Below are 16,914 nucleotides of genomic sequence, written 5' to 3' on the forward strand. Positions count from 1 at the left end.
CCCGTGTGGCCGCGCCGCTTGCGCCGCACGACAACGATCAAAGAAGTCCCATGCTTGAGAAGACCTTCGAACCCCAGGCCGCCGAGCCCCGTCTGTACGCCCAGTGGGAAGAGAGCGGACTGTTCGCGCCGCGCGCCACCGCAGCGACCGACGGCTCCGCCGATGCCTATTCGATCGTCATTCCGCCGCCGAACGTGACCGGCAGCCTGCACGTCGGCCATGCGCTGAACAACACCCTGCAGGACATCCTGGCCCGCTATCACCGGATGAAGGGCAAGGCGGTGCTGTGGCTGCCCGGCACCGACCACGCCGGTATCGCCACCCAGATGGTGGTCGAACGCCAGATGGCCGCAGCCGGCAATATCAGCCGGCGCGACATGGGCCGTGACGCCTTCATCGAAAAGGTCTGGGAATGGAAGGCCGAGAGCGGCGGCGCCATCGTCCAGCAACTGCGCCGCCTGGGCGCATCCTGCGACTGGTCGCGCGAGCGGTTCACGCTGGACGAGGGTTTGAACGCCGCCGTGCGCAAGGTCTTCGTGCAACTGCACAAGGAAGGCCTGATCTATCGCGACAAGCGGCTGGTGAACTGGGACCCGCATTTCCAGACCGCTATCTCGGACCTGGAGGTCGAGCAGCGCGAGGTCGAGGGCGCCTATTGGCATTTCGCCTATCCGTTGGCGGACGGCGTGACCTACGAACACCCCATCGCCTTCGGCGAGGACGGCAAGGCGACGGAATGGGAAACCCGCGACTTTATCGTAGTCGCCACGACCCGGCCCGAGACTATGCTGGGCGACACGGGCGTGGCGGTCCACCCCGAGGACGAGCGCTATGCCGGTCTGGTCGGCAAGTTCGTGACTCTGCCCATCGTCGGTCGCCGCATCCCCATCGTCGCTGACGACTATGCCGATCCGACAAAGGGCTCGGGGGCGGTGAAGATCACGCCGGCGCATGATTTCAACGACTTCGGCGTGGGCAAGCGGGCGGGTCTGCCGTCGCTGAACATCCTTGATGCCTTCGGCCGTATCACCGGAGACGACACGCCCGACGTTCCGGCTGAATACGTCGGCATGGACCGTTTCGCCGCGCGCAAAGCCATCGTCGCCCGCGCCGAGGAAGAGGGTTGGCTGCGCGAGATCGAGAAGACCAAGCACGTCGTGCCGCACGGCGACCGCTCCGGCGTTGTCATCGAGCCGTGGCTGACGGACCAGTGGTACGTCGACGCCAAGGTCCTGGCCCAGCCCGCGCTGAAGGCGGTGGAGCAGGGCGACACGGTGTTCGAGCCCAAGTCGTACGAGAAGATCTATTTCGAATGGCTACGCAACATCGAGCCCTGGTGCATCAGCCGCCAGCTATGGTGGGGCCACCGCATCCCGGCGTACTTTGGCCCACCTGCCAATGACGATGGATCACGCCCTGCTGATCCATCAAAGCTCGACCTACGTGTGTTTGTCGCGGAAACGGCCGAAGAAGCGAGATTGGAAGCTGAGCGCTTTTACGGCTGCACGGCGTCGTTCGACATGGCTCCCCGCTTCTTCGGGGACGGCGAGAAATATGAAGAGGTTCACCTCTCTCAAGATCACGATGTTCTCGACACCTGGTTCAGCTCGGCCCTGTGGCCGTTCTCGACCATGGGATGGCCCGAGAAGACCGAGGATCTGGAGCGGTTCTATCCGACCAGCGACCTGGTCACGGCGGCGGACATCATCTTCTTCTGGGTCGCCCGGATGATGATGATGGGTCAGCACTTCATGGGCGAGGTTCCTTTCAAGCGCGTCATCATCAACGGTCTGGTTCGCGACGAGAAGGGCCAGAAGATGAGCAAATCCAAGGGGAACGTCATCGACCCCTTGGGCATCATCGACGAGCTGGGCGCCGACCCGCTGCGTTTCACCATGGCCATCCTGTCGGGCACGCGCGACATCAAGCTGTCGAAGCAGCGGATCGAAGGCTATCGCAACTTCGGCACCAAGCTGTGGAATGCCGCCCGCTTCAGCCAGATGAACGAGGCGCAGCGCGTCGCGGGCTTCGATCCCGCGACAGTCGAACAGACGATCAACCGCTGGATCCGCGGCGAACTGACCAAGGCCGAGCGCGCCGTGTCCGAGGCCATCGAAGGCGGACGGTTCGATGATGCGGCGGGCGCTCTGTACCGGTTCGTCTGGAACGTCTTCTGCGACTGGTATCTGGAACTGGCCAAGCCGGTCTTTAACGGCGCCGACGAAGCCGCCAAGGCCGAGACTCGGGCCATGACGGCCTGGACCCTGGACCAAACGCTGAAGCTGCTGCACCCCGTCATGCCCTTCATCACCGAAGAGCTGTGGTTAGAGCTGGGCAAGGAAGGTCTGGCGCGCGAGGGGCTGCTGATCGGCGCCGAATGGCCCGTGCTGCCGGACGCCTTCATCGACGCCTCGGCCGAGGCCGAGATCGGCTGGCTGGTCGATCTGGTCGGTGAGATCCGTGGGCTGCGCGCCGAGATGAACGTGCCGTCGTCGGCCAAGCCGCCGCTGGCCTTCGTCGCACCGGACGCCGTCACGGCTGAACGGCTCGCACGCCACCGCGACCTGATCCTGACCCTGGGCCGCGTGTCCGAGGTCGGATCGGCGGACGCCGCGCCTACCGGGGCCGTGACCTTCGTCTCGGGCGGATCGACGGTCGCGCTTTCGCTGGCCGGCATCATCGACCTTACCGCCGAGCGGGCGCGTCTGGAAAAGGAGATCGCCGCCTTCGACAGCGACATCGGCCATGTAAACAAGAAGCTGGGCAATCCCAACTTCGTCTCACGCGCCGCGCCGGAAGTCGTCGACGAGCAGCGCGCCAAACTGGCCGAAGCCGAGGCGGGTAAGGTCAAGCTGCAGGCGGCGTTGGCGCGTCTGGCCTCGCTGTGAGCCCTTCTCCCCTCAGGGGAGAAGGTGGGCGCCGCAGGCGCTCGGATGAGGGGGCTTTCGCCGCCCCCTTGTCGTCGGCCTGTCGTGTTTCAGGCAGCCCCCTCATCCGTCACGCTCCGCGAGCCACCTTCTCCACCGAGGGGAGAAGGGCGTGAAGGTTCGGATCGACCAACTGCTTGTCGCGCGAGGCCTGTTCGAAAGTCGCTCGCAGGCGCGCGCGGCGATCGAGGCGGGGCTGGTGGTCGCCAATGGCGTGGTCGTGCGAAAGGCTTCGGAGCAGTTCGCTGACGACGCTGAACTTCAGGCCCAACCCGCCCACCGCTGGGTCGGGCGCGGCGCGTTGAAGCTGGATCACGCCCTGAGCGTCTGGCCTGTGTCGGTCGAGGGCAGGGTGGTGCTGGACGTCGGCGCCTCGACAGGCGGCTTTACCGAGGTCTGTCTGGATCGCGGCGCGGCCCAGGTGTTCGCCGTCGATGTCGGGTTCGGCCAGATGCACGAGCGGGTCGCCGCCGATCCACGTGTGATCAATCTGGAGCGCACCGATGCGCGCGATCTCACGACCGATCTGATCTCGCCGCCGCCGTCGTTGATCGTCTGCGACGCCAGCTTCATCAGTCTGGCGAAGGTGCTGCCCGCCGCGCTCGACCTGGCGGCTCCCGGTGCGGACCTGATCACCCTGATCAAACCGCAGTTCGAGGCCGATGGGCCGGGTGGCGGCAAGAAGGGCGTGGTCAAAGACCCGCAGGCCCACGCCTTGGCCGTGCAGCGTGTCCGAGACTGGCTGGAAGCTTTCGGCTGGACCGTGCAGGCCACGACCGAAAGCCCCATCACGGGCGGCGATGGCAATGTCGAGTTCCTGCTGTGGGCCAAAAAGCCCAATTAAACGGGCTCAAGTAGCGCGAAGCGCGATAGCCCCTAACAAAGAGAAACCGCCGGAGGACTGATCCTCCGGCGGCTCCCGTCACGTCGTCGATCGACAGGGGGGCTGAAAATTAATCGACGACGCGATAGCGGCCGTACTGGTCGGGGCAGGTGCGGACATATCGAGTGTCCGTGCGACCATCGGGCAGACGGACCTGGCTTTCGGCCAGACGGCATCCGTCTGAATTCTGATAGGATTCGACCGGGCGCGAGCGGTCGTCGTAATAGCCGCCACGGTCGTAGGCGTAGTCGTCGCGACGGTCTTCGTAACGATAGCCTTGATCGCCGGTGTAGCGATCGTCGTAGTAGCTGGGCTGGCTGTAGCCCTGGGCGTAGTAGCCGTTGGAGCCATAGCTGCTCTGATAGCTGCGGCAGGCGTCCGAGCTGGAACGACCGACCTGCGAACCGACCACTGCGCCGAGCACGCCGCCCAGGATGCTGCCCTCGGTGCGGCGACCGCGCGCGGCCAGCTGCGAGCCGATGACGGCGCCCGCGCCGCCGCCGATCACCGCGCCGGCGCCGGTGCGGCCCTGACGTTCACGCGAGCAGGGATCATAGGACTGGCCGCGCCCGTAGTTGTAGGACGGGGCATACGAGCCGGTGCCATAGTTCTGGCTGTAGCCGTTGCCGTAATAAACCTGAGCCGACGCCGTGAGCGGGGCGGCCGTGACACCGAGCGCCAGGACGGCGACGGCGGCGAGCGATGTTTTGGTGAGACGCATTTTCCAACCCTCTGAGGACCGAACGGTTTCCGTCAATCGTTAACGGCCAAGCCTCGTGTCTCGTTGCAATGAGATTTACGACTGCGAAGCTGAACGGCAATTGATCGGCGCGTTCATATTCGTTCATCTTTGAGGACCGCGCCATCACGTCCACGAGAGGGCGTGTGGGTTGAGCGGAGGGAGAGGCGCGGCTAGAAGCCCGCCGATGGACATCTTCACCATCGACCGCGTCGGCGGCCAAGGCGACGGCATCGCCCAGACGCCGTCGGGGCCGGTCTTCGTTGGCCTGACTCTGCCGGGCGAGACGGTGCGCGGCGCGGTGGTGGACGGTCGGCTGGAACAGATCGAGATCGTCAGCTCCAGTCCCGACCGGATCGCGCCGGTGTCGCCGCAATACGGCGACTGTGGCGGGTGTTCTCTGCAGCACTGGTCCGAGGGACCGTATCTCGACTGGAAGCGCGAGCAGGTGCGGCTGGCCCTGGCGCGCGAGGGGATCGAGACCGAGATCGAGGCGACGGTGGCGACGCCGCCCGGAACCCGCCGCCGCGTCGCCCTGCATGCCCGGCGGACCCAGGACGGTCACGTGGTGCTGGGGTTCAAGGCGCGTCGCTCGTGGCGGCTGGTCGAGGTGCGAGCCTGTCCCGTCGCCGATCCTCGAATCGTGGCGGCCATTCCGGCGCTGGCCGAGTTGGCCGCGGCCTTCTTCGAACATCCGAAATCCGCGCCGACCCTGCATGTCACCTGGACCCTGTCGGGGCTGGATGTCGATGTGACGGGCGTCGAGCGGCGTTCGGGCGGCGGCCTGTCCGCCGACGCCCAGATGAAGGCGATCCAGGCCGCGCACCGGGCCGATCTGGCGCGACTCAGCCTGGCGGGCGACACCCTGGTCATGGCGCGCCAGCCCATGGTGGCGTTCGGCCCGGCGACCGTATCCCTGCCGGCCGGCGGGTTCCTGCAAGCCGTGCCCCAGGCGGAAGATGCAATGACCTCGCGCGCGGTGGCGGCGGTGAAGGGGGCCAGGAAGATCGCCGACCTGTTTTGCGGTGCGGGCGCCTTCACCTTCCCCTTGGCGACGGTAGCGCCCGTGATCGCGGCGGACGCGTCCAAGCCAGGCATCGACGCGCTGAAGGCCGCCGTTGGCTCGGCCAAGGGACTGAAGGCCATCACCGCCGAGGCGCGCGACCTGTTCCGCCGGCCGCTCAATCCGTATGATCTCAAAGGGTGCGACGCCATTGTGTTCGATCCGCCGCGCGCCGGGGCCATCGACCAGACGGCCCAGATCGCGGATACGAAGGCCTCGGTCGTGGTCGGGGTGTCGTGCAACCCTCAGACCTTCGCCCGCGACGCCCGGGTTCTGATCGACGCCGGGTTCCGGCTGGAGACGGTCACGCCGATCGACCAGTTCCTCTGGTCGTCGCATGTCGAACTGGTGGGGGTGTTCAGGCGATGACCATGGAAGATCAGAACGACGAGGACGGCGGCGGTTTCGACGCCGACGATTGGGCGCGGCTGAAGCCGTTCGTCGGTGCCGTGGCGACCCTGGACGACGTCCAGGCGCGCCGGGCCGTTTTCGCCCTGGCCGAGACGGACGACCCGCGCCCGATCGTTATGGACCTGCCCCAACCTGTGATCTGGTGGGAGGAGGATGGGGAGCAGGCGGCGGTGGCCGTGCAGGCCGAAAGCCACCTCGGCCCTGACGGCGAGGAGATGGAGATCCTGGGCCTGATCCTGCCGGACGGCGAGGGTGCGGTGGCCCTGATGGAGGATGTCGATCTGGTCGACGATACCGATCCGACCTGGCGCGACCTGGTCACCCGCGCCATCGATCCGTCGGCGGCGGACGACTAACTCAGCGCTGCGGCGACGCGGCCGACGAAGTCCGGCTGCGCCGGGATGTCGCCATGGTCCGCGCGGGGGAACACCAGACGCTCGACATTTACGCCGCGCGTCTCAAGATCCTGAGCCAGTTTTCGGCTGAGCGCGGGCGGCAGGGTTTCGTCGCGACCGGCTTCCAGGACGACGACCTTGCCCGGATAGCCGTCGAGCGTCGCCGGCAGGTCCACGGTCGCCAAGGCATCGGCCAACTGGACGCGGACCAGAGGCCGCCACAGGCCGATCATCTCGTTCACGGCGTCGCGGGCGGTGGGCGTGGTCGCCTCCAGCACAAGAGAATCGGCGCGTATGACGCGCGCGGCTTCAGCGCAGATCGGGCCGCCCAGAGAATGCCCCCAGGCGATCAGTTTGCGGCCCTCAGCGTCGGCCTGGGCGCGAGCGGTCGCCGCGATGACTTCGCCCGCGGACCTGTAGGTCGCGAAGTTCGCCTGTCCGCGCGTGTCGCCCGAGCCGGGGTAGTCGAACAACAATACGTCGCCGAACGGCGCAAGTTCGGTCGCGACCTGCGCGCCATTAACGCCGCGCCGGAACAGATTGCCGCCGCAGTAAAGGATCAGCGGCGCATCGGCCCTGACTGTCCGCACCCGCGTCGCGGCGACAGCGCCCCCTGAATAGGGCAGGGACAGGATCTCGGCGCCGGGAATGGCGGCCGGGCGTGAGAACCATCTTCTCGGCCGTCACGCGGGCGTCGGGATAGAAGAACTGCCCCTCCGGCACGCTGACGGTCATGCAGCCGGCCAAGACGCTGGACAGACACAGGGCGGCGACGGCCGCAGACAGACGCTTGATCATGAAATCCCCCAAGGATGCGCGACGCTAACCTGAAGGTGTGGGGTCAGGCAATCTTCCCGGTAGGCAGGTCGAAAAGATCCATCTGCGGCCGAGCGTCGGCGGGCACGCGGAACTGAGTTTCGTCCAGCAGGCGGTGCGGCGTGTCGAGGCCGTAGCGTTTGACAGCGGCCTTGAACCGCGCCCCGATCAGTTCGGCGACCGGGCCTGTGCCCTTCATGCGCTGGGACCAGTCGGCGTCGTAATCCTTGCCACCACGCGTCTGGCGGATCAGGGACATGACGCGCGCCGCGCGGTCCGGCCGGGCGTCGGCCAGCCATTCGCGGAACAGATCCTTAATTTCCAGCGGCAGGCGCAGCGTGACGTACATGGCCCGCGTCGCCCCGGCCTTTGCGGCGGCTTCGAGGATGGATTCCAGTTCGTGGTCGTTCAGGCCGGGGATGACGGGCGCAAAGCCGACGCCGACGGGACAACCCGCATCCGCCAGGCGGCTTATGGCCTCCAGCCGTTTCGCCGGAGTCGAGGCGCGCGGCTCCATCGCGCGGGCCAGACCCCGATCCAGCGTGGTGACGGAGACGAAGGCCGAGGCCAGCCCCGCCTTGCCCATAGGGCCCAGGATATCGGCGTCGCGTCCGATCAGAACCGACTTGGTGATGATGCTGAATGGGTGGTTGAACCGTTGCATGACCTCCAGGATCGAGCGCGTCGATTTCAGGTCGCGCTCCACCGGCTGATAGGGGTCGGTGTTGCCGCCTATGTGGATGCGTTTGCAGCGGTATCGGGGGGCGAGGAACGCCTGTTCCAGCAGACTTGCGGCCTGGGGCTTGAAGAAGATCCGGCTCTCGAAATCCAGGCCCGGGGATAGGCCCATCCAGGCATGGGACGGACGGGCGTAACAGTAGATGCAGCCATGTTCGCAACCTTTGTACGGGTTGATGGAGCGGTCGAATCCGATGTCCGGGCTGTCGTTCCGGGCGATGATGGTGCGGGCATGCTCCGGGGTGAGGGTGGTGCGCAGCGGCGCGGCCTCGGCGTCGTCGCGCGTCCAGCCGTCGTCGAACGACTGATGCTGTTCAGGCTCGTAGCGGCCGGTCGCATTCGAACGCGCCCCTCTTCCCTTGGCGGTTTCCATGGGAAGGACGATGCGACATCATCCAGAACAAAGCAAGAACATTCGTTCTCGCGATGGAGGTGCTCAGTTCGGGGCGATGACCATGCAGGTGACACGGCGTTCGGCCAAGGCCTCGCAGGCAGTCTTGGCGCCGGTCTCCGTCAGGCCGACGAAGCGCGAACGATACCAGTCGCCTGCCGTCTGGACGTTGCGCTCGGCCGTGGCGAACTGGGTGCGGAAACGGCGGTTCAACTCGGTCAGCCAGTCGCTGGCCACCTTTTCGTCGCGGAAGGCGCCGACTTGAACGGCCCAGCGTCCGGCGGGCGTGCGGGCGGCGGCGCGGGCTGGCTCTCGCGCCGGGGGCGGGGTCGCGCGACGCGGCGTGGTCGAGGGCGCCACGGCCGCGCTCGACGGCGCGCCGTTCAGCGAGGCGGTGACATTGTGGGGCGCGCGGGCGTTCGAGGACGAAGCTGCGGCCTGGCCTATGGCCTGTGCGGTCGCGGCGGCGCGCTGGCTGGCGGCGCGTTCCGACGGGGCAGGCGCGACGCGGGTCGGCAGGGCGGCGGGCGGAGGAGCGGCCGTATAGGCGACGGCGGTGGATTCGGCGCCGATCCCGTCCTCGTCGTCATTGACCGAGGCATAGGCGATCGGGGCGTCGGCGATTGCCGATCCGACGCCGAACCCGCGCTGCTCGAAGAAGGTCTGGGCGATCTGTATCCGTTCGCCCTGGGCGCGACGGCGTTCGACCTCGAAGCCGGTGTCCATCAGTTCGGCGACGTGGGCGTTGCGGCTGGCGGTCGAACGGCCGCCCAGCACAATGGTGATCAGCCGGCGTCCATCCCGCACGGCTGAGGCGGCGAGATTGTACCCGGAGGCATTGGTATAGCCGGTCTTCATGCCGTCATAGCCGCGCCCTGTGGGCAGAAGACCGTTGGTGTTGCGGTAGTTGCGGCCGTTGAAGGCCCAGTCGTGCAGACCGAAGTAGCTGTAGTATTGCGGGAAATCGCGCATGATGGCGCGGGCCAGGATAGCCTGGTCGCGCGCTGACGTCAGCTGTCGGGCATCGGGCAGGCCGTTGGCGGTGTAATAGCGGGTCTGGCTCATGCCCAGCTGTTCCGCCTTCAACGTCATCATGTTGGTGAAACGGGCTTCGGACCCGCCGATGTGCTCGCCGATGGCCAGGGCCATATCGTTGGCAGACCGCACGGCCGTGGCCCGCATGGCGTCGTCCAGGGTGATGGTCTGTCCGGCGGCGAGGCCCAGTTTCGACGGCGGCTGCGAGGCGGCGCGCGGCGAGACCGTCAGCACGTCGTTGACGTTCGCCTTGCCCTGAGAAAGGGCCTCGAATGTCAGATAAAGCGTCATCATCTTGGTCAGGGACGCCGGATAGCGGCGGCTGTCGGCGTTGCGCGCGAACAGAACCTCGCCGGTGGCGGCGTCGATGACGATGGCGGCGTAGCGACTGTTCTCCTGCGCCGAGTAAGCGACCTGAGCCTCGATCGGCCTGACATTCGCACCCAGCACCAGCGAAAGCGCTAGAACGGCGAACAGGCCACGGCGGAGAAAAGCAATCATGGGTGTACAACCCTCAGTGAGCAGGGCGCGACAGGCCCCCCGGCCGACGCGATGGAAGGGTTAGCATAGGAAGCACGGGTTTCGTGGTGGTTAACCGCTCGTCAACGGGAATTTGAACCGCCAACCAAGGTTATCATCGATAATATGCTGCATTGCACAATAAGCTTGAAAAACCTTCGCACTTGCAGCATAAGGAAGGCCTGCGAGGATACCCTCGCCTGAATATTTCCGCTCAGCGCCCGTCAGCACGGGCCACATTTATCGGAGAGACGACTATGGCCGACGCTACCGAAACCGTGAAGAAGACCGCCGATCAAGTCACCGCCGCCGCCGCTTCGGCCGGCGCCAAGGTCAAGGCTCAGGCCGAGACCATGCAGGCCGCAGGCACTCAAGCCTTCCGCGAAGGCATCGAGAAGTCGACCGCCTCGCTGGCCGAGCTGAACGCTCACGGCAAGAAGAACCTTGACGCCATGGTCGAGTCGGCCACCGTCGCCCAGAAGGGCGCCGAAGCCCTGTCGCAACAGGCGCTCGGCTTCGCCAAGTCGTCCTGGGAAGAGGGCGTCGCCGCCTCCAAGGAACTGTCGACCGCCCGTTCGGTGCAGGAGTTCTTCGAACTGCAAACCGCCTGGGCCAAGAAGTCCATGGAGCGCTACGTCGCCGAACTGACCAAGACCAACGAGATCGTCACCGCCACGGTCAAGGACAGCATCAAGCCGATCAACGAGCGCGTCACCGCCTCGGTCGAAAACTTCCAGGCCGCTCGCTAAACAGCGTAACGTCTTGAGGATCGAGAAGGCCCCGGAGTTCGCTCCGGGGCTTTTTTTTCGTTTTGGATCCGTTGTTTGCTCTTCACGCAATCCGTGACTGGACGCCGCTTCAATTCAGGCCATCATTCCCTATCTGATAGCCAAGACGACTCCCCGATTACGGAATACGAATGCCCATACAAAGGCCCGGTGATACCGGGGGCGGTCAAGGCACCGCCACCGTCACCGAAACAAAGCCCAAGCTTCAGAAGCCCTCGTTGTACCGGGTGCTGATCCTGAACGACGATTATTCGCCGATGGAATTCGTCGTCTATGTGCTGGAGCGGTTCTTCCAGAAGAGCCGCGAGGAAGCGACCCGCATCATGCTGCATGTGCATCAGCATGGCGTGGGCGTCTGCGGCGTCTTCACCTACGAGGTCGCCGAGACCAAGGTCGCGCAGGTCATCGAGACCGCGCGTCGCCACCAGCACCCTCTGCAATGCACGATGGAAAAGGACTGAGAGGAACCTCCCGATGCCTTCATTTTCCCGTCCTCTCGAAGAAACCCTGCACCGCGCGGTGGGATACGCCAATGCGCGCAGGCACGAATATGCGACGCTTGAGCACCTGCTGCTCGCGCTAATCGACGACCCCGATGCGACCGGCGTTATGCAGGCCTGCAACGTCGACCTGACCGCCCTGAAGGCGGCGCTGACGCTTTATGTCGATAACGATCTCGCCGCCCTGGCCACGGCCGATGGCGAGGACGCCAAGCCGACCGCCGGCTTCCAGCGCGTGATCCAGCGCGCGGTGATCCACGTCCAGTCGTCCGGCCGCGAAGAAGTGTCCGGCGCAAACGTGCTGGTCGCCATCTTCTCCGAACGCGAGAGCCACGCCGCCTATTTCCTGCAAGAGCAGGACATGACGCGCTACGACGCGGTCAACTTCATCGCCCACGGCATCGCCAAGAAGGCTGGCGCCACAGAGGCCCGTCCCGCCAAGGGCTCATCGCCCGAAGAGGCCGAGGACCAGTCGGCCGTCAAGTCGGGCGGCGAGGCGCTGGAAGCCTATTGCGTCGACCTCAACGAGAAGTCGCGCCAGGGCAAGGTCGATCCTCTGATCGGTCGTCAGGCCGAGGTCGATCGCTCGATCCAGATCCTGTGCCGCCGGACCAAGAACAACCCGCTGCTGGTCGGCGATCCCGGCGTCGGCAAGACCGCCATCGCCGAAGGTCTGGCGCGCAAGATCGTCAACGGCGAGGTGCCCGACGTCCTCAAGGACGCCACCATCTACTCGCTCGACATGGGCGCGCTGCTGGCCGGCACCCGCTATCGTGGCGACTTCGAGGAACGCTTGAAGCAGGTGGTCAAGGAGCTGGAGAACCACGAGAACGCGGTCCTGTTCATCGATGAGATCCACACGGTGATCGGGGCCGGCGCGACCTCGGGCGGAGCCATGGACGCCTCCAACCTGCTGAAACCGGCTCTGGCGTCGGGTTCGCTGCGGTGCATGGGGTCGACGACCTACAAGGAATATCGCCAGCACTTCGAGAAGGACCGCGCCCTGGTGCGTCGCTTCCAGAAGATCGACGTCAACGAGCCGACGGTCGAGGATACGGTGAAGATCCTGAAGGGCTTGAAGACCTACTACGAGCAGCACCATAAGGTCCGCTACACCGACAGCGCCATCCGCACTGCGGTCGAGCTGTCGGCCCGCTACATGACCGACCGCAAACTGCCGGACAAGGCGATCGACGTGATCGACGAAGCCGGAGCAGGCCAGATGTTGCTGGTCGAATCCAGGCGCAAGAAGGTCATCGGTCAGAAGGAGGTCGAGGCCGTCATCGCCAAGATGGCGCGCATCCCGGCCAAGTCGGTGTCCAAGTCCGACACCGAGAGTCTGCGCGAGCTTGAAGTCGATTTGAAGCGCGCGGTCTTTGGCCAGGAGCAGGCTATCGACCAGGTCTCGGCGGCGATGAAGCTGGCGCGGGCGGGTCTGCGCGACCCGAACAAACCCATCGGCAGCTTCCTGTTCAGCGGCCCGACCGGCGTGGGCAAGACCGAGGTGGCCAAGCAGCTTGCCGCCACCCTGGGCATCGAGATGCAGCGGTTCGACATGTCCGAATACATGGAGCGCCACACCGTCAGCCGCCTGATCGGGGCCCCTCCCGGCTATGTCGGCCATGACCAGGGCGGGCTTCTGACCGACGCTGTCGATCAGCATCCGCACTCGGTGGTGCTGCTCGACGAGATCGAGAAGGCCCACCCGGACGTCTACAACATCCTGTTGCAGGTGATGGACAACGGCATGCTGACCGACGCGGTCGGCAAGAAGGTCGATTTCAGGAACGTCATCCTGATCATGACCACCAACGCCGGCGCCGCCGACAACGCCCGCGCCTCCATCGGCTTCGGCCGGGGTAAGGTCGAGGGCGAGGACGACAAGGCCATCCAGCGTCTGTTCGCGCCGGAGTTCAGGAACCGTCTGGACGCCATCGTGGCCTTCAAGCCGCTGCAGGCCGACACGATCCGCTCGGTGGTGACCAAATTCATCCTTCAGCTGGAAGCCCAGCTGGCGGATCGCAACATCACCATCGAACTGACCGACGAAGCCGCCGACTGGCTGGCCAAGAACGGCTTCGACGAACTGTACGGCGCGCGTCCTCTGGCGCGGGTCATCCAGGACTCGATCAAGAAGCCGCTGGCCGACGACATCCTTTTCGGGCGCCTGACGCGCGGCGGACACGTCAAGGTCCAGTTGAAGGACGGCAAGATCGACTTCGATATCGCAAGCGCCAACGCGCCGGCGAAAGCCGAAGAAGAAGAGACGGCCTGATCCTACAAGGACGAAGGCAGAAGGCCCGGCTGGAAACAGCCGGGCCTTTTTCTATGTGGCCTTGTAGGGCGAAAGCTCTTCGGTCATCGCCGCCATCTCGGCCTGCATTGCCGGGCGTTCGCCGTCCAGATAGCGGGCGACGGGATCGCGCAGGGCCGGGTCGGCGATGAAGTGGGCGGAATAGACGGGGGAGGGCAGGTAACCGCGCGCGATCTTGTGGTCCCCTTGCGCGCCCGCTTCGACGCGGGACAGGCCGCGCGAAATGGCGAAGTCGATGGCCTGATAGTAGCAGAGCTCGAAATGCAGGAAGGGCACGTCTTCCAGCGTGCCCCACTGGCGGCCGTACAGGGCGTCACGGCCGATGAAGTTCAGGGCGCCGGCGATGGGCGTCTGGTCCCGGAACGCCATGACCAAGGCGATGCGGTCGGCCATGGTGGTGCCGACGCGGCTGAAGAAGTCGCGCGTCAGATAGGGCTGGCCCCATTTGCGCGAGCCGGTGTCCATGTAGAAGGCGAAGAAGGCGTCCCAGTGCGCCTCGGTGATGTCAGCGCCGGTCAGGACGCGGATATCGAGATCGGCCTGGGCGTCGCGCCGCTCGCGCTTGATGGTCTTGCGGCGGTTGGCCGACAGGGCGGCGAGGAAATCGTCGAAGGTCCGATAGCCCTCGTTGCGCCAGATGAACTGGATGTCCTGGCGCGGGAGCAGGCCGGCCTCGGCCATGGCCGACCATTCCGGCTCGGTCGGGAAGTTCACGTGCAGGGACGAGACGCCAAGCCGTTCGACCAGGGTCACCGCCCCCTGGATCAGGGCCTGACGCACCGTCGCAGCGTCGGTCTCGGGGTGGTTCAGGAAGCGCGGCCCGGTCGCGGGGGTGAACGGCACGGCGCCGAGAAGCTTGGGATAATAGCGCCCGCCGGCCCGTTCATAGGCGTCGGCCCAGCTGTGGTCGAAGACGTACTCGCCTTGGCTGTTGCCCTTCAGATAGAGGGGCATGACGCCGAGGACGGCGTTGTCTTCACCCCTCAGGGCCAGATGACGCGGGGCCCAGCCCTGCCGCGGCGCGGCGCTGCCCGAGGCCTCGCAAGCGTGCAGGAAATCGTAGGAGACGAAGGGATCGCCGGTGGGACGCGCGCACGCATCCCAGGCCTCACGGCCGATATCGGCGATCCCTTCATGAACCGAGATCTGAAAGATCAGCGGATCTCCACGATCGCATCGATCTCGACGGCGAAGCCGAGCGGCAGCTTGTAGACGCCGACGGCCGAACGGGCGTGCTTGCCAGCGTCGCCGAAGACCTCGACCATCATGTCCGAGCAGCCGTTGATGACGGCGGGAATGGCGGTGAAGTCGGGGCCGGCCTGAACGAAACCGCCCAGTTTGACGATGCGGACCACCCGGTCCAGATCGCCATCGCAGGCCGCCTTGATCTGGGCGATCAGGTTCAGACCGCACAGGCGGGCCGCTTCCGTGGCCTGTTCCGGCGTCACGTCCACGCCGACCGTGCCCTTGATTCCGCCATTGGCGTCGTTCGACAGCTGGCCCGAGATGGTGACCTGATTGCCAGACTGGACGAAGGAGACATAGCTGGCCACCGGCTTGGCGGGTTCCGGCAAGGTGAGGCCGAGTTCGGCGATGCGGGCTTCGATGCTCATGGGGGCTCCTGTTTATCTGAGCGCGGTTTAGCGCGCGGCAAGGGCGGCGTCACGTCCGTCGCGCGGCTTTAAAGGTTCGCCAACCGCGCCGTGTCATGGTGCGATCATGGATATGCACCTGACCCCCGATGTCGCCGCCTTCCATGCCGTGCTGGCGCGGCTGTCCCCCGACGACCGGGCGCGCGTGGACGCCGCCGCCGGACCCGCCGCGCAGAAGGCCGCTGAGGTCGCGCCGCACTGGGATTTCGAAATGCCGGCCAAGGCGGTGGACGCCCTGCTGGGCGCGGATGCGTCGGACGATGTGCGTCGCGGCCTGGTCGCCGCCTGGGCGCTGCAACTGCCCGACCGCGCGGCGACGATGCGTCTGCCGCCCGAGGTGATGGCCCTTTATCCCTATTGGATCGAACAACTGGCGGCGTTTCTGGACAAGGCCGAGGGCGACTATGTCTTCGACCACTGGTCCAAGGACGTGCGCTTCACCCTGGCGCTCAGCGTGCCGGCCGCCAAGAGCCAGGTGATCGACCTCAGTTCGCCGGTTGGGCCTGGCCAGATCGTCAAACACGTCCGCGACGGCTGGGGCTTCACGCCGCTGGTCCGCTATCTGGCGGCGGGCGCCAAGCGCGAGCCGTGGCTGGAGGTGCACACCGAAAGCCGCTGGCTGCGGGGCTTCAACGAGGACGGCTGGAACGAGGCCTGGGCGACGGCGGCGGAACTATGCCGCAGGCGACCTGAACTGGCGGGCATGATCGGCTCCAGCTGGTTCTACGACCCGCCCCTGACCGAGATCAGCCCCCGGCTGGCGCACCTGCGGCTCAATCCCCTGAACGGCGGCGCCTTCATGGTCCATCAGGGGTCGGCGCCGATCCACACTGAGCGGGCGGCGACGGCCTCGGCGTCGAGGAAGGCGTTGATCGACAGCGGGGAATACACCGCCCGGTCGTGGCTGATGATTTGGCCGAGAAAGGAACTGATCGCCTGGGCGGATAGGCGCAAGGCCGGCTGAAACGTCAGGCCGTCGCCATCGCCCACGCGGCCGTGACCGGCTGGATGTCCACATCGGCGGCCTTTGCCAGGCGGATCAGCCGATCGATGTCCTCGGGGCGACAGCCGTAGGGCGTGGGCGCATCGCTGACGTCGTGGCCATAGGCGATCAGCCAACCCCTGGACGCCGCCGTCTCCGCCACCAGCGCCTCCAGATCGTAACCGGGCAGGCGGCGGCTCTCCAGGCCGATGGCCTGCAGGAGGTTGCGGTCGGTGCGCCCGGCGTTGATCCCGTCGCGCACTCCGCGCCCGCACAGGAAGCGTGTGTCGATGATCGCCTTGGACCCCAGGGCGCAGTCTCCGAAGGGGTAGGCGAAGGTTTGCATCTGATAGTCGTCCAGCCGCTCGGCCACCCAGGCGGCGTTGCGGGCCAGGCTGGTGTCCAGCTCTGCCGGCGACAGGGTCAAGGTCGAGACATGCTCATAGGTGTGGCAGCCCACCTCGTGCCCGGCCTCATGCAGCGCCTGCAGATGCTCCACCTCAAACTGCGGCAGGTCCAGATTGCGCCCGCCCGCCAGGCCGCCGCAGACATAATAGGTCGCCTTGACGCCATGCTGGGTCAGGATCGGGCCGGCCTCGGTCCAGGCCGATGCCGGGATGTCGTCGAACGACAGGGTGAGGATGCCGCGCGCGGGCTGGACCGTGGCGGGGCGGACATCGAGATAGCGGCCGGCGCGGCGACGCATCTTGTCGAGAAAGGCGTTCATCCCGCCCTTATGGCCGAACGGGCTTAAGGCCGGG

Annotated in this window: 15 protein-coding genes; 8 read left to right on the forward strand and 7 right to left on the reverse strand. The window is 66.1% G+C overall.

Features of this window, described 5'->3' with window-relative positions:
• Positions 1-50: 50 nt before the first annotated feature.
• Positions 51-2,888: a valine--tRNA ligase gene (locus AC3ISA_RS12385; protein ID WP_489178115.1), complete on the forward strand. Its 2,838-nt coding sequence runs from the start codon at positions 51-53 to the stop codon at positions 2,886-2,888.
• A gap of 151 nt (positions 2,889-3,039) precedes the next feature.
• Complete coding sequence (locus AC3ISA_RS12390) at positions 3,040-3,771, forward strand: TlyA family RNA methyltransferase (protein WP_489178116.1); 732 nt, start codon at positions 3,040-3,042, stop codon at positions 3,769-3,771.
• 109 nt (positions 3,772-3,880) lie between these two features.
• On the opposite strand, the gene AC3ISA_RS12395 is transcribed toward AC3ISA_RS12390, so the two are convergent.
• Positions 3,881-4,531 (reverse strand): YMGG-like glycine zipper-containing protein, encoded by a 651-nt coding sequence (locus tag AC3ISA_RS12395; protein ID WP_489178117.1) that lies wholly within the window; start codon positions 4,529-4,531, stop codon positions 3,881-3,883.
• Between the two features lie 205 nt (positions 4,532-4,736).
• Between AC3ISA_RS12395 and AC3ISA_RS12400 the strand changes: the two genes are divergently transcribed.
• A complete protein-coding gene (locus tag AC3ISA_RS12400) occupies positions 4,737-5,981 on the forward strand; it encodes a class I SAM-dependent RNA methyltransferase (RefSeq protein WP_489178118.1) in 1,245 nt (414 codons plus the stop codon).
• 2 nt (positions 5,982-5,983) lie between these two features.
• Positions 5,984-6,379, forward strand: a complete 396-nt coding sequence (locus AC3ISA_RS12405; protein WP_489178119.1) for a hypothetical protein — start codon at positions 5,984-5,986, stop codon at positions 6,377-6,379.
• On the opposite strand, the gene AC3ISA_RS12410 is transcribed toward AC3ISA_RS12405, so the two are convergent.
• The 3 genes from AC3ISA_RS12410 to AC3ISA_RS12420 all read right to left on the reverse strand — a co-directional run bounded on the left by AC3ISA_RS12410 (position 6,376) and on the right by AC3ISA_RS12420 (position 9,899).
• A complete protein-coding gene (locus AC3ISA_RS12410; RefSeq protein ID WP_489178120.1) occupies positions 6,376-7,008 on the reverse strand; it encodes an alpha/beta hydrolase family protein in 633 nt (210 codons plus the stop codon). The genes AC3ISA_RS12405 and AC3ISA_RS12410 overlap by 4 nt on opposite strands.
• Before the next feature lie 251 nt (positions 7,009-7,259).
• The gene (locus tag AC3ISA_RS12415) at positions 7,260-8,345 is read right to left on the reverse strand and encodes a PA0069 family radical SAM protein (protein WP_489178121.1); all 1,086 of its coding nucleotides are present in this window, start codon (positions 8,343-8,345) and stop codon (positions 7,260-7,262) included.
• Between the two features lie 63 nt (positions 8,346-8,408).
• Entirely contained in the window at positions 8,409-9,899 is a 1,491-nt protein-coding gene (locus tag AC3ISA_RS12420; RefSeq protein WP_489178122.1) for a D-alanyl-D-alanine carboxypeptidase, read from the reverse strand.
• A gap of 275 nt (positions 9,900-10,174) precedes the next feature.
• On the opposite strand from AC3ISA_RS12420, the gene AC3ISA_RS12425 reads away from it, so the two are divergent.
• The 3 genes from AC3ISA_RS12425 (at position 10,175) to clpA (ending at position 13,480) form a co-directional block, all read left to right on the forward strand.
• Complete coding sequence (locus AC3ISA_RS12425; RefSeq protein WP_489178123.1) at positions 10,175-10,666, forward strand: phasin family protein; 492 nt, start codon at positions 10,175-10,177, stop codon at positions 10,664-10,666.
• 170 nt (positions 10,667-10,836) lie between these two features.
• Positions 10,837-11,166, forward strand: coding sequence for an ATP-dependent Clp protease adapter ClpS (gene clpS, locus AC3ISA_RS12430; protein WP_346495895.1), 330 nt, complete (start codon positions 10,837-10,839; stop codon positions 11,164-11,166).
• 13 nt (positions 11,167-11,179) lie between these two features.
• A complete protein-coding gene (gene clpA / locus AC3ISA_RS12435) occupies positions 11,180-13,480 on the forward strand; it encodes an ATP-dependent Clp protease ATP-binding subunit ClpA (protein WP_489178124.1) in 2,301 nt (766 codons plus the stop codon).
• 51 nt (positions 13,481-13,531) lie between these two features.
• On the opposite strand, the gene AC3ISA_RS12440 is transcribed toward clpA, so the two are convergent.
• On the reverse strand, positions 13,532-14,677 hold the full coding sequence (locus tag AC3ISA_RS12440; protein ID WP_489180107.1) for a GNAT family N-acetyltransferase: 1,146 nt from the start codon (positions 14,675-14,677) through the stop codon (positions 13,532-13,534).
• A complete protein-coding gene (locus AC3ISA_RS12445; RefSeq protein ID WP_489178125.1) occupies positions 14,674-15,132 on the reverse strand; it encodes a RidA family protein in 459 nt (152 codons plus the stop codon). The genes AC3ISA_RS12440 and AC3ISA_RS12445 overlap by 4 nt, the downstream gene beginning before the upstream one ends.
• A 112-nt stretch (positions 15,133-15,244) precedes the next feature.
• On the opposite strand from AC3ISA_RS12445, the gene AC3ISA_RS12450 reads away from it, so the two are divergent.
• A complete protein-coding gene (locus tag AC3ISA_RS12450; protein ID WP_489178126.1) occupies positions 15,245-16,135 on the forward strand; it encodes a hypothetical protein in 891 nt (296 codons plus the stop codon).
• A gap of 4 nt (positions 16,136-16,139) precedes the next feature.
• On the opposite strand, the gene AC3ISA_RS12455 is transcribed toward AC3ISA_RS12450, so the two are convergent.
• Positions 16,140-16,880 carry a polysaccharide deacetylase family protein gene (locus AC3ISA_RS12455; RefSeq protein ID WP_489178127.1) on the reverse strand — a complete coding sequence of 247 codons (741 nt, stop codon included), beginning with the start codon at positions 16,878-16,880 and terminating at the stop codon, positions 16,140-16,142.
• Positions 16,881-16,914 lie beyond the last annotated feature (34 nt).

The sequence above is a fragment of the Brevundimonas sp. KH_058 genome, from assembly GCF_057838505.1.

Excerpts from the sequence above, each read along its gene's own strand:
- AC3ISA_RS12385 (WP_489178115.1), top strand. The coding sequence starts at position 51 with ATGCTTGAGAAGACCTTCGAACCCCAGGCCGCCGAGCCCCGTCTGTAC.
- AC3ISA_RS12395 (WP_489178117.1), bottom strand. The coding sequence starts at position 4,531 with ATGCGTCTCACCAAAACATCGCTCGCCGCCGTCGCCGTCCTGGCGCTC.
- AC3ISA_RS12400 (WP_489178118.1), top strand. The coding sequence starts at position 4,737 with ATGGACATCTTCACCATCGACCGCGTCGGCGGCCAAGGCGACGGCATC.
- AC3ISA_RS12405 (WP_489178119.1), top strand. The coding sequence starts at position 5,984 with ATGGAAGATCAGAACGACGAGGACGGCGGCGGTTTCGACGCCGACGAT.
- AC3ISA_RS12415 (WP_489178121.1), bottom strand. The coding sequence starts at position 8,345 with ATGGAAACCGCCAAGGGAAGAGGGGCGCGTTCGAATGCGACCGGCCGC.
- AC3ISA_RS12420 (WP_489178122.1), bottom strand. The coding sequence starts at position 9,899 with ATGATTGCTTTTCTCCGCCGTGGCCTGTTCGCCGTTCTAGCGCTTTCG.
- AC3ISA_RS12425 (WP_489178123.1), top strand. The coding sequence starts at position 10,175 with ATGGCCGACGCTACCGAAACCGTGAAGAAGACCGCCGATCAAGTCACC.
- clpS (WP_346495895.1), top strand. The coding sequence starts at position 10,837 with ATGCCCATACAAAGGCCCGGTGATACCGGGGGCGGTCAAGGCACCGCC.
- clpA (WP_489178124.1), top strand. The coding sequence starts at position 11,180 with ATGCCTTCATTTTCCCGTCCTCTCGAAGAAACCCTGCACCGCGCGGTG.
- AC3ISA_RS12445 (WP_489178125.1), bottom strand. The coding sequence starts at position 15,132 with ATGAGCATCGAAGCCCGCATCGCCGAACTCGGCCTCACCTTGCCGGAA.
- AC3ISA_RS12450 (WP_489178126.1), top strand. The coding sequence starts at position 15,245 with ATGCACCTGACCCCCGATGTCGCCGCCTTCCATGCCGTGCTGGCGCGG.
- AC3ISA_RS12455 (WP_489178127.1), bottom strand. The coding sequence starts at position 16,880 with ATGAACGCCTTTCTCGACAAGATGCGTCGCCGCGCCGGCCGCTATCTC.